Source organism: Mucilaginibacter straminoryzae, from assembly GCF_022953055.1.
Lineage (GTDB): Bacteria > Bacteroidota > Bacteroidia > Sphingobacteriales > Sphingobacteriaceae > Mucilaginibacter > Mucilaginibacter straminoryzae.
In genome coordinates, this window is record NZ_JALJEJ010000002.1 from 431,833 (window position 1) to 444,964 (window position 13,132).

Consider the following 13,132-nt stretch of genomic DNA (forward strand, 5'->3'; position numbering starts at 1 on the left):
TCGTTTTAATTAAAATGTTACCGATAAACCAAGGGTAATGCTTTTAAGGATGGGGTAGTTATTGGCGTTACCACTGCTATTGCTGTTAGAAATACCCGGCCCCGGCGGGTTCATGCTTAAAGCATTGGTACTGCCGTTGGCGTTCATGTCGCCAGCGTTTGGCGGGCTCAGGATCACGTCTGAACGGCCAATGCTTTCAGGATCAATATCTTTAGTGATCTTGAACAGCGGGCTTGATGTCCAGATATTTTCAGCAGATACAAATACCCTTGCATCGCCCATACCCACTCTCTTGATCCAGCTCAAAGGCAGGTGGTAACCAATCTGTATATTTTTCAAGCGGATGTAAGAAGCATCCTGAATGTATTTGGTCTGGCTAACTGTCAACTCACCAGAACCATTCTGCGCTACGTAGCCGCGGTAACGCGGGAAGTAAGCGTCGGGATTTTCTGGCGACCAGATCTTATCCAGCATTGAAACCGGGATTTTATTATACGGACGGTTGTACTGTCCCCAGAAGTTACTTGCTTCCGGGCCAGGATACCAGTCGCGTTTTCCCACACCTTGTATAAAGGCAGAGAAGAAGAAATTATTCCAGTCTGCATCCAGGCCGACGCCATAAGTATATCTTGGGGTAGTATTACCTATGATCTTTCTGTCGCCGGGTTTAGAAACCGTGTTATTTCCGTAGTCGATCACGCCGTTTCCGTCCAGATCAGCAAATTTGATATCTCCCGGCAATAGCTGTCCGCTGGTAGAAGCCTTGATCAGGGTTTGCTTCGGAGAGCTGGCAATATCCTGCGCAGAGGTGAAATAACCGGCAGTCTGGTAACCCCATATCTCGCCCACTTTCTGCCCTACGTAATAATCGCTCAGGCGTTTGTCCGGATTGTTATATTTGGTAATTTCGGCAGTATAATCAGACAAGGTAAGTCTTAAACCATAGTTGAACGGTTTGGAAGACAGGTTAAAGCGATCACGCCATGCAACGGTTACTTCCCAGCCGGTAGTCTTCAAGTCGGCATAGTTACCTTTAGGCACACCCGTACCAAATACGGCAGGCAGTGTCATACCAACGGTAAACATATCTTTGGTTTTGCGGATATAACCATCAGCTGTAACGGTTAATTTGCCACCCAGCAGGCCCATATCTACACCTAAGTTCTGCACCTGCGCGGTTTCCCACGTTAAGCCGTCTGGCAGTACACCGGGCTGACTGGTGGTTTGCGGACGAACGCCGTTTAATACCCGCCCAGACTGGCTGATGTTAAATTTCTCCTGGAAGGCATAAGAAGCGATACTACCGTTTCCTAAAGAACCGTAGGAAGCCCTGATCTTCAGATCGGAGATGTATTTAGGCGACACTTTCCAGAAAGGTTCGTTAGATACACGCCAGCCTGCGGATACCGATGGGAAGAAGGCCCAGCGCTGGTTGCTCGGAAATTTGGACGAACCATCGTAACGGCCATCTGCCTCTACCAGGTAACGGTCTTTAAACGCATAGTTTAAACGGTAAAAACCGCCCATAATATCCCAGCGGTCCCAATCACCGGCAGTAGAGATAGATTGCCCCAAGGCCAGGTTGATATTGTTGGCATCGGGGTAGATCAACCCGTTACGCACAATTTCGCTACGTTTTAAGGTAGACTGCTCAAAGTTAAAACCACCCAGCGCTTTGAAGTAATGCACTTTGCTCCATTTTGGTTCAAACTCGCCATATACGTTGGTAGCTACGTATTGTGTCTGCTGGAAAACGTTCTGAAAATCGTTAGTAGCGGTACCTACGTACTCTATCACTCCGGGTTTGCGGCTGTATGGTACCGGTACGCGTCTTCTGTCCTGGTTGTTATCGGTGTTCTGGAAGGTAAAATCACCTTTCACCCTGAACACATCGTCAAAAAACTGCGTAGCGAAACCGGTGGTATTACGGAACACCCGGTTATTCATATCGATGCCGTTCTTACCATAAACCAAATCACCCACGGTATAAGCAGCCGAATAGCTCAGGTTGCCATCCGGATTAAACAGTGGTGCAACAGTATGGCCTTCGTCCTGAAGGTTACGCCAGATACCGCCGCCTTCGCCCACGTTCAGGGGGTTATGGTACTTCATGTTGGAATAGTCGGCATTGTTGTAAATACGCAACCATGGATAAACCTGTAATGAGCCTTTTGCCCGAAGGTTATAGATGCTGTAATCATCCGAGTTGTAACTAAACAAGCCATCCTGACCGTAATAACGACCGGTGATCAAAAAGTCTGACTTGCCGCTATTGCCCGAAACGGCAATATTATGTTCGCGCGCATTGTTATGGTCTTTGTAAAGCAGCTTATACCAGTCGGTATTGTCGTAGTATACATACTCGCCTGCGCCGTTCACATCCACTTTAGGCAAGCTGGGGTCACTGTTACGTTTTTGCAGTTCGGCTAAATAGGCGGGCGAGAACTTTACAGTCTTGTTAATATTCTGCGGCGTCTGGGCATAATCATTCCAGGCCGTCCACGCATCGTTAAACATTTTGGCGAAGGTGTATCCATTGGTCACCAGGTCCGGAACGGCGGTTGGTTTTTTAAAAGACTGGTTGAATGAATAGGTAATGCTTGTCTTTTCTTTCGCGGGGTTTTTAGTCGTGATCAGTACCACACCAAAAGCGCCGCGCGCACCATAGATCGCTGCGGATGCTGCATCTTTCAGCACTGACACGCTAGCTACGTCGTTCGGGTTGATACGGCTGGGGTCGCCCTCCACACCATCGATCAGCACCAATGCGTTACCACCCTGACCGATAGAAGTTGTACCCCGGATGTTGTAGGTTGCCGATTGAATAGGCTTACCATCCAGCGGAACCAGGTTAAGGTTAGGAATAGTTCCCTGCAAACCCTGGGTAAGGTTAGGCATAGAACGGTTCTCCAGTACTTTTGAAGTAACCTGGTCTACTGCACCTGTAAGGTTCTCTTTCTTTTGCGTACCGTAACCTACAACCACTACCTCGTTAAGCGTACCAGATTCGGCAACCATGGTTATGCTGCCTAAAGAAACCGTCTCATTTGCCGACAGCTTTACTGCCGGTATCCGTTTAGACTGGTAAGAGATAAATGAAACAATAACCGTATACGTACCAGGGTTGGCATTAATGGTAAAACTACCGTCGGCCTGGGTAAGCACGCCGGTGTTGGTTTCTACCAATCGCACGGTTGCGCCGGGCAGAGGCTCGCCTTTTTCGTCTACAATCTTACCGGTAAGCTTACCGCCTTCGGCTTTGCTGGCAACGGGCTTTTTATAAAGGGTTACGGTGCCTTTCACCTCTTCTTTAAAATCAATAGGCGTGCCTTGCAGCAAGGCAGAAAGAATAACATCCAGACGCTCATTACTGAATTGGATACTTCTAACCCTGATGGTTTGCAGGTGCAAGGCGGCAGGGTCATAAGCAAAATCGACATTGGCGGTGATCTCCAGCTTTTTTATCGCTGTACGCAGGTTTTCGTTATTAAAAGAAACGCTCAGGCGTTTTTCTATAATGCTTTGTCCTTGCGTTTTTGAATAAATCAGACCTGCCTGTAAAAGCAGGGCACAAATAAGAAATGAAATACGCAGGGTCTGTTTAAAGCCACGTAGGTTTTTTTTCATATTTTTGAATACTTAGTGAAATAAATAGCATTTAACTAGGGGCAAATTGGCCAGGGCTCAAACTGGGCCGTTTGCTTTGAGGCCGGATCTGCTGCAGACCGGCTTTTTATTTGGTAATTATTACCTCATTTTTACTCCTCCTGTAGTGGTTTTGGTGAACAGAACAAATGATTTTTATAGTCTCCTCTAACGTACGCGCAGATTTAAGGCGTAAAGAGTATTTATAATGGTTCGAAGCTGGATCTGTACTTACCAGTTTATACCCGTACAGATTATTAATGGCGAAAGCAAGTTCGTTAAACCCGGCCTGGTTTAACGTATACTCACCATTCATCCATTGGTGGGCGCTTTCCGGATCGACGGTGGCTAACTCGAATTTCTGCGTTAGCGTGTTGTAGCTCACCTGCTGCCCGCGGGTAAGCACAGCCAATATCCTTGATCCGCCTTTTACCTGCACGCGACCGGTTGCTACCGTCACCACGGCATTAGTAAGTTCTTTATAGGCCTTTACATTAAAGGAAGTACCCAGCACACGGGTGGTAACAGAAGGGGTAATGACGAAGAATGGCCGCCTGGGATTTTTCGTCACCTCAAAAAAAGCTTCGCCCTGGTCAAGAAAAACGTTCCTGGAATCTTTTACCTGGAAATCATCGCTAATGCGCATCCGGCTGCGGCTGTTCAGCCAAACAGACGAACCATCCGGAAGATAGATCTTCTTTACCTCGCCCGCCGCGCAGCTTAAAACCGTGAACTTTTCTGCGGTTGCATTATTTGATCGTCTTACCCTGTTCCTGGCGAAAAAGAACAACACCAAAATCCCGGTGATTGCCGCAGCGTAAGGTAAAATGCGGCGAATGGAAATAACAGGAGCGGCAGGTTTTTGCTGATGCCATTTTTGATTTAACCGGCCGTAGATCTCGTCGCGAACCGCTGATGTGTCTGGCTGCTCTTCCTTTGCAGGTTTAGCAGCGAAAGACGAATACCATTCATCTACAAGGTGCTTTTCTTCCTCTGATGCCTGCCCCGAAAGATAACGGTCTATTAATGCTTTAAATTCAGCCTGGTTCACGCCTTTTGTTTTCTTCTATGTTGCACAGAAGGGCGTTTACTACTTCTATTTTTCGTTAAGCTTTTATTAATTATACATTAAGGCAGTACATACCGAAGCCAGGCAAAGCAGGTAACGGTCTGCATAGGCCCCCTTTAACCTCGACCGCAAGCGCTTCATGGCTTCCGTCATGTTATTGGCAACGGTTTGTTCGGCAAGATTTAACGTGCGGGCTATTTCTTTAACAGAGTACTGCTGGCTTCTTAACAGAAATACCTGCTTCATATTATCGGGCATTTCCTTTACCTCGGTGCTGATCAGCTTTTCCAGTTCGTAGTAGCCCGAAAGTTCGTCGCTTTCGCTGATCAACAGGTTTAAGTGTTCCAGCGCGTTATCAAAAACGCGCTTTTTAATCTTTTCAGACCGGAAATGCTGCAGCACTTTTAATTTGACAGCACCATAAAGGTACGGCTGCAGGCTTGTGGTAATTTTCAAACCGGCATGTTTTTCCCACAGATCTGAGAAAACATTTTGCACTACATCTTTCGCCTGCTCTTCATCGCCCAGACGCTGAAATGCCACCTCATACATGTATTGCCAGTAGCGGTCGAAAAGCAGATCGAATGCGGATGGGTTCCCCAGCGATAAATTCAAGATCAGCTCATTTTCTGATGTAGCAGTATCAAGAGGCATGCACAAAGCTACGATCCCTGTGTAAAGCGAACGTTACGGCAACTTAAGCTCTGGTTAAATAAACGGTATTTTAATTAGCAACGGAAATCATAAAAGGCTGAAGTGGCCCGGATGAACAACCGCCCTTTCAATTCAGCCTTCGGCGATATTCATTGGGTGTAACGCCTTCTATTCTTTTAAAGAGCTTGAAAAAGTAGCTGAGATCCTTAAAACCCGAAGCATAACAGGCTTCGCTGACGGACATGCTGACATCACCGAGCAGTGTTTTAGCCTGTTTCAAACGTTCCTGCACTACAAAATCAACCGGGCTGATGCCAAATTCGCGTTTAAAGCACCTGAAAAAATTAGGCTTGCTCATACAGCAGAGGTTGCTAAGTTTATCTACCGTAATCTCTTCGTGCAGGTGATCTTTAATATACTGCACCACATAGGCGAACCGGTTACCGGTGTGCTTGTGGTAGCTATCCAGGATCAGTTGACGGGCCTGTGTTTGCATCAGGCGGATCAGCAATTCTTTAAGCGTAAAATCTGCCAGTACATCTTTTGCCGCAATCGGTTCCGTGCTGATCCGTACCAGCCGGTCTATCGTCGCCGTAATTTCTAACGAATTTTGCAGGTGAAAGCAGGACAGGTCTATATTCCAGCTGTCGCCGGTTTCTGCCTTAGGGTACTTATCATTCAAAAGCTGCAGTGTATCTTTTAAAATATCACCGTCAACTGCCAACGCCAGGCACTGGGTGGGGTTATCGCGGTCGGCCTCGGGGAAATCGATCACCATTTCCTCATAGTTAGGCACAATAACAGATTCGCCCGGCAGATAATCAAAATGCTGTGAACCGAATAAATGCATCACCTTTTTACCGCGCAGCATGGTGGTTAATACCATATCGTTAAATACCAGCTTAACTTTCTCTGATGCCTGGTGGGTTTCAAAAACATTCAGCTCGCAATGCGGCAAAGCGTAGACAGACCGGTTTTCAACCAGCGTCTTCAACTCTTCTTCCTTTTTTAAAGGCAGCAGTTTCGGCTTGAACTTTATCGGCATAAAATAAAACAGGTGCAACGGCAAAAGACACCGTTATAATTGGTTATGATAAAATTAGCAATAATCGCCGGAATTATAACGGTTAGTATCAATTGATATTTTATACCATAAACCTGATACGATAAGACATAAACACCACCCTGCCCCGCCGCTATTTTTACCCTAACCAATATTTAAACAAATAAGTTATGGAAACACTTGCAGAAGCAACAAACCTGGTATCGCGCCCATCGTTTAAAGATCATTACGATAATTTCATCGGCGGCGAATGGAAATCGCCGGTCAGGGGCGAATATTTTGAAAGCATCTCTCCAATCGACGGCAATTCTTTCACTAAGGTACCGCGATCAGGAAAAGAGGATATCGAACTGGCGCTCGATGCGGCACATAAAGCATTTGCTACCTGGTCGCACACCTCACCGGCAGAAAGAAGCAAGGTACTGCTGAAAATTGCGCAGGTAATGGAAGATAATATCGACTACCTGGCTGCCGTAGAAACCATCGACAATGGCAAACCGATACGCGAGACCAAAGCGGCAGACCTGCCGCTGGCAATCGACCATTTCCGTTACTTTGCCGGGGTGATCCGCAGCGAGGAAAGCTCTGTTACCGAGCTGGATGACAATACCGTATCGTTAAACCTGCACGAACCGATTGGTGTGGTTGGTCAGATCATCCCATGGAACTTTCCGCTGCTGATGGCCGCCTGGAAAATAGCACCCGCTATCGCCGCTGGCTGTACCGTAGTGGTAAAACCAGCCGAACAAACCCCGGTAGGGATACTGATTCTGATGGACCTAATCAAAGACGTAATTCCGGCAGGTATCATTAACGTAGTGACCGGCTTCGGGCCAGAAGCGGGCAAACCGCTGGCCAGCTCGCCCAGGGTAAATAAAGTAGCTTTTACAGGCGAAACTACTACCGGCCGCCTGATTATGCAGTATGCATCAGAGAATTTAAACCCGGTTACGATGGAGTTAGGTGGTAAATCGCCGAATATATTTATGCCAAGCGTAATGGATGCCGATGATGCCTTCTTTGATAAATGCCTGGAAGGCGCAGCCATGTTTGCATTAAACCAGGGCGAGGTATGCACCTGTCCGTCGCGCATGCTGGTACACGAATCTATTTACGACGCATTCATTAAACGGGTAATCAAGCGTGTAGAGAGTATCAAAATGGGGCACCCGCTCGACCCGGATACCATGATGGGCGCACAGGCCTCTAAAGATCAGTACGAAAAAATACTGGCTTACATACAGATCGGTAAAGAAGAAGGTGCCGAAGTGCTTACGGGCGGGGCATCTAAATATATTGATGGCCTGTCTGAAGGTTACTACATCCAACCGACCATCCTGAAAGGGAACAATAAAATGCGTGTTTTCCAGGAAGAGATATTTGGCCCGGTTGTTTGCGTTACCACTTTTAAAACCGCAGAAGAAGCGATTGAAATTGCCAATGATTCGCTGTACGGACTTGGCGCAGGTGTATGGACGCGCGACGCACACGAGCTATACCGCCTGCCACGCGCTATACAGGCCGGCCGCGTTTGGGTAAACTGTTACCATGCTTACCCGGCACACGCACCTTTCGGCGGTTATAAAAAATCGGGCTTTGGCAGGGAAACGCACAAGATGATGCTTAACCATTACCGCCAAAATAAAAACATGCTTATTTCTTATGACAAAAACAGTTTAGGCTTCTTTTAGCAAACCATAACCGACAGCATTGCGGCGTAACTGCTGCAGTGCTGTTAATTGAAAACAACCATGCTTGTTTCCCGTATTTTAACAACCGTTGCAGCCGACCAAATGATTGAACAACTAAAGCATGTTCACGGCGAACTGATGTTCCATCAGAGCGGGGGGTGCTGCGATGGCTCGCAACCGATGTGCTTCGAAAACGGCGAATTTAAAGTAGGTGCGAATGACGTTTACCTGGGCGATGCCTGCGGCTGCCCCTTTTTTATGAGCGCCGACCAGTTCGAGTACTGGCAACACACCCAATTGCTGCTGGATGTTACACCGGGCCGCGGCTCCAGCTTTTCACTGGAAATACCGCTCGGCATACGGTTTATCATCCATTCGCGCCTGTTCACCGCAGAAGAACTAAATTCCCTTACGCCCGTGTTAAATGGCGAAGAATATCTGCTGCAAAAAGCTGTAACGGGTAAAGTTAGCTGACTAATCACCTTCATAGATTACCCCGGAGGTTGGAGTTTCCTTTAGCTCGATCTTGCAGAGTTGCGGAAGTTGGGGCTTTATTTTATTCCACAGCCAAACTGCAAGTAATTCAGCCGTCGGATTTTCAAGCCCGGGTATCTGGTTTAGCAAAGCGTGGTCGAGCTGATCGATAACGGGCTTAATCCGGCTCTTTACGTCCCCAAAATCTATAATCCATCCTTCTTTTCCCAGTACACTACCTTGCAAAAAAACGGTTAAGTGATAGGTATGCCCATGCAATTGACGGCATTTATGGCCTTCGGGAACGTTAGGTAAAGCATGTGCTGCATCAAAAGTGAATTGCTTGTAAATAATCATGAATAATCTGTTATAGCGCGGATAATTATTGAAAGCGCAAAAGAGCAGATTTCAAAATCCCCGTACCATGACGCAGATCACATTCTGATTAAATGCAATAGACTATACTTTAACCGCCTGACGGGCCAGCAGCTTCCATTCGCCTTTGGTTTTCACCCACACCAGCAGGATACCGATCTTTACATTACCCGGCCCCTTCCCTTTATCATTGGTGGCGGCAGAAAGGATATGCCTTACAACCGCAGTAGAACCAACCACACGGATAGTTTGGTCGGTCAGGTCGATTGAAACAAAATCTGAAGACCCGCTGGTGAGGCTTTCTATAAACTGAGCTTTAGTTTGTACCACACCGGATGAATGGCCATAGCTGAGACTGTCGGATACTAATTCGTCCAGCACTTTCGCATCCGGATCAACCATTGCTTTACGTAGTTTTTCTACCGCCTCGGCAACCTGGTTTACCGATTTGCTTTGTGCTTTAACTGGGCTGGTTCCGATGCTAATCATGGCTAAAAGGGTAATAAGAAGTACTGCTTTCAGTTTATGTTTCATAGATAATTGGTTTCTATTATGGTAGAAGCCAAGTTATAAGTTTTATTGCGATGGTGAGAAAAATAAGTAAAATGAATGTTTTGCCTCTCCCCAACCCCTCTCCGAAAGAGATGGGCTTAGCAGCTCACTCTCTAACACTCGCGATGGTTAAAAGCAAGTGCCATAAAAACATTTTGCAGTACCGCAATTTAACCCCGACCAGGTACTACCGAACAGGACTTTTTGTCCCCTCTCCTCTTGGAGAGGGCTAGGGAGAGGTCCTGCGCTGGATGCGACATCTAAAAGCGCCGACGTTCCGTTTGTCACTATAGTTTTCTGTTCAACACTCGCGCTCGTTTGCACCGAATGTGGTTATATGGTAACGATTAAATCGTTAATTTACCGCAGCACGCGTTATAAACGCGCGCTATAAAAAAGGGAACTTAATTCCCTCTCCTTCGGAGAGGGCCAGGGAGAGGTCCTGCGCTGGATGCGACATCTAAAAGCGCCGACGTTCCGTTAGTCACTATAGTTTTCTGTTCAACACTCGCGCTCGTTTGCACCGAGTGCGGTTATATGGCAACGATTAAATCGTTAATTTACCGCAGCACGCGTTATAAACGCGCGCTATAGAAACTACTTTATCAGCGCTTCCCACAAAATCTCTACCGGGTGCTGCGCAAGTTTTGCTGTCCCGTCTTTAATCTGGTGGCGGCACGAGGTGCCCGAAGCGGCAATAATGGTTTCATTACTCAACTTACGCACGGTTGGAAATAAAACCAACTCGCCTATTTGCTGCGATACATCGTAATGTTCTTTCTCGTACCCAAAAGAACCGGCCATACCGCAACATCCGGAAGGGATCAGCTTGGTTTGATAATTTGCGGGGATGCTCAACGCATCTGCAATACTCTTTTGTGTAGATAATGCTTTCTGGAAACAATGCCCGTGGATCACTACTTCTTTATGAGCAGGCGTAAAGCGCTTAGCGTCTATCATCCCCCGGCTGGCTTCGCGACTTAAAAACTCTTCAATCGTAAACACGTTCTGCGAAAGTTTTAGGGCTTTCTCCAGGTTATGATTTTCGGCCAGGTCTACATATTCATCCCTAAAGGTCAGTATGGCGGACGGCTCTACCCCTATCAGCGGCGCATCGGCAGTCACCACATCTGCCAGCATACTGATATTCTTGTTGGCTATTTCTGCTGCCTTTTTCACCAGCCCTTTTGACAACCAGGTTCGTCCGCTTTCCACATGTTCCGGTATAACTACCTGGTAGCCGAGCGCTTCCAGCAACTGTACTGCTTTTTTACCAATTTCGGTATCGTTGTAATTGGTAAACTCGTCGCAGAATAAATAAACTTTACGGCCTGTTGTTGTTTTCGTACGTTTTTTGTCCCAGTTGCGCAGCGTAACCGCGCTTACCTTTGGTATGGTACGATCAGGGTGAAAGCCAACGATATTATTAGCCATGCGGCGCAGGAACGGCGTGCTATAGATGAGGTTAAAGCCCCATGGAAGTTTAGAAGCCAGCTCCATCTGCCGGGTAAAATCGCCGATTAATTTACTTCTGAACGGAACGCCGTTTCTATCATAATAATGCTGCAAAAACTCTGCTTTCATTTTGGCAACGTCCACGCTCGAAGGACACTCTGCTTTACAGCCTTTACAGCTCAGGCATAAATCCATCACCTCTTTAATCTCGTGGTGATCGAAAGGCTGCTCATCCTGTTCATTGCTCAGGAACTGGCGCAATACATTCGCCCTGGCGCGGGTGGTATCTTTTTCGCGGCGGGTGGCCATATAGCTGGGGCACATTACGCCCCCGGTTATTTCGCTCTTCCGGCAATCGCCGCTACCCGAACATTTTTCTGCCAGTTTTAAAATGCCACCGTTACCCGAGAAATCAAAAACGGTTTTTCGTTGTGCAGGAGGATTACCCACCTTATGCCGAAGGTTAGCTTCCAACTTGGGGGTATTGGTTATTTTACCTGCGTTGAAGATCTGTTTTGGATCGAAGATGTGCTTTACCTGTTTCAGCAAATCGTAAACTTCTTCGCCCAGCAAACTTGGGATAAACTCGCCACGCAGCCTGCCATCGCCATGCTCGCCTGATAAAGAACCGTTGTATTTTCTGATCAGTTCTACCGTTTCTTCCAGAATGGTACGGAACAAACGGATACCTTCCTCGCTTTTCAGGTCCAGAATAGGTTCTACGTGTAGCTCGCCTGCACCGGCGTGAGCGTAATAAGAAGCCTGCACCTGATGGCGGGCCAGGAGTTCCTGCAAATCGCTGATATAAGCTGGCAGGTCTTCCGGCGCAACCGCGCAATCTTCTATCAGGTTTACAGGCTGCTTTTCGCCGCTGATATTGCGTAGAAGCCCTAAACCAGCCTTACGCACTTCCCATCCGTATTTGGTATCCTGGTTATAAAGTATAGGATAGGCATAACCGGTTCCGGCTGCTTGTAAGTCGCTGATCAAAGCCTCGCACCTGGCCGTTACCGCTTCGCGGGTTGGCTCCATAAACTCCACCATCAGGATAGCAGCGGGATCACCTTCAATAAAGAACCTGTTTTTATGATACTCCGGGTGATTAATGGTAAAATCCATAATGAACTTATCCACCAGCTCAGAAGCCAAGGGTTTATGCTTCAGAGCAACCATGTTTGCCGTAAGCGAATCTTGGATGGAATTACAGTGGATACAGATCAACGCCGTTTCCGTAGGTGGCAGATCCAGCAAGCCGATTTTAACTTCCGTAACAAATGCAAGCGTACCCTCTGACCCTGCCAGCAGACTGCAAAGGTTGAACGACGCGCCACCATCGGCAAAAGGCGCCATTTCTAACAGGCTATCCAGCGCATAACCTGTATTACGGCGGGTCACGGTACTTTTCGGATACCGCTGCCTGATCAGCTCCTGATTATGTTTATCAGAAAGCAATTTGGATAGTTCGCGGTATATCTTATGCTCAAGCAGATTTTCAGATGATTCATCAAGGCTTACTTTTGTTTTGAATATCGCTTCGGAGCCGTCACTTAGAATCACTTTTGCCTCGATCAGATGGTCGCGCACAGCGCCCCATACAATGCTATGCAACCCGCAGGAATTGTTTCCTACCATTCCGCCGATCATGGCGCGACTGGCGGTAGAAGTTTCAGGGCCGAACATTAGCCCATGCGGTTTCAGGTAGTGGTTCAGGTCATCGCGGATGACACCCGGCTGCACACGTACCCATTTTTTTGTTGGGTTAACTTCGATAACCTGGTTAAAATATTTAGAAATATCTACCACAATACCATTGCCAACAACCTGCCCGGCCAGCGAAGTACCTGCGGCGCGGGGGATCAGGGTGAGCCCGCATTCGGCAGCCACCTTTACCAGCAGCTGAATATCCGCAACGTTTTTGGGCAGTGCCACGGCTAAGGGCTTCTCCTGGTATACCGAAGCATCCGTAGAATAAGCCATTAACTGCGTTTGATGTAGTACAGAATTATCGAAATACAATTCGCCGGTGAAGCTGCCCGCGATTGTGTTTAACTGATCAGATAAATGTTGCATAAAGTGCAAATCTTCATCTTTTTATTCTGATTTGAAACCTTATCACGTAAATACTTTGTAGCAATAAAGATCAATGTAAGAATG

The 13,132-nt window shown here is 47.2% G+C and carries 9 protein-coding genes; 2 read left to right on the plus strand and 7 right to left on the minus strand.

Features of this window, described 5'->3' with window-relative positions:
- Positions 1-9: 9 nt before the first annotated feature.
- From MUY27_RS05440 to MUY27_RS05455, 4 genes are all read right to left on the minus strand, one after another.
- Entirely contained in the window at positions 10-3,627 is a 3,618-nt protein-coding gene (locus MUY27_RS05440; RefSeq protein WP_245128972.1) for a SusC/RagA family TonB-linked outer membrane protein, read from the minus strand.
- Between the two features lie 106 nt (positions 3,628-3,733).
- Positions 3,734-4,696 (minus strand): FecR family protein, encoded by a 963-nt coding sequence (locus MUY27_RS05445; protein ID WP_245128973.1) that lies wholly within the window; start codon positions 4,694-4,696, stop codon positions 3,734-3,736.
- A gap of 66 nt (positions 4,697-4,762) precedes the next feature.
- Entirely contained in the window at positions 4,763-5,368 is a 606-nt protein-coding gene (locus MUY27_RS05450; protein ID WP_245128974.1) for an RNA polymerase sigma factor, read from the minus strand.
- 127 nt (positions 5,369-5,495) lie between these two features.
- On the minus strand, positions 5,496-6,413 hold the full coding sequence (locus MUY27_RS05455; RefSeq protein WP_245128975.1) for an AraC family transcriptional regulator: 918 nt from the start codon (positions 6,411-6,413) through the stop codon (positions 5,496-5,498).
- A 188-nt stretch (positions 6,414-6,601) separates the two neighbouring features.
- Here MUY27_RS05455 and MUY27_RS05460 point away from each other — a divergent pair, with 188 nt between their 5' ends.
- Both MUY27_RS05460 and MUY27_RS05465 read left to right on the plus strand, forming a co-directional pair.
- Positions 6,602-8,122: an aldehyde dehydrogenase family protein gene (locus MUY27_RS05460; protein WP_274709920.1), complete on the plus strand. Its 1,521-nt coding sequence runs from the start codon at positions 6,602-6,604 to the stop codon at positions 8,120-8,122.
- Positions 8,123-8,182: 60 nt separating this feature from the next.
- On the plus strand, positions 8,183-8,596 hold the full coding sequence (locus tag MUY27_RS05465; RefSeq protein WP_245128976.1) for a DUF779 domain-containing protein: 414 nt from the start codon (positions 8,183-8,185) through the stop codon (positions 8,594-8,596).
- On the opposite strand, the gene queD is transcribed toward MUY27_RS05465, so the two are convergent.
- The 3 genes from queD to MUY27_RS05480 all read right to left on the minus strand — a co-directional run bounded on the left by queD (position 8,597) and on the right by MUY27_RS05480 (position 13,048).
- Positions 8,597-8,953 (minus strand): 6-carboxytetrahydropterin synthase QueD, encoded by a 357-nt coding sequence (queD, locus tag MUY27_RS05470; RefSeq protein WP_245128977.1) that lies wholly within the window; start codon positions 8,951-8,953, stop codon positions 8,597-8,599. It lies immediately after the preceding gene.
- A 102-nt stretch (positions 8,954-9,055) separates the two neighbouring features.
- Positions 9,056-9,505: a nuclear transport factor 2 family protein gene (locus MUY27_RS05475; RefSeq protein WP_245128978.1), complete on the minus strand. Its 450-nt coding sequence runs from the start codon at positions 9,503-9,505 to the stop codon at positions 9,056-9,058.
- A 615-nt stretch (positions 9,506-10,120) separates the two neighbouring features.
- Complete coding sequence (locus tag MUY27_RS05480; protein ID WP_245128979.1) at positions 10,121-13,048, minus strand: FAD-binding and (Fe-S)-binding domain-containing protein; 2,928 nt, start codon at positions 13,046-13,048, stop codon at positions 10,121-10,123.
- Positions 13,049-13,132 lie beyond the last annotated feature (84 nt).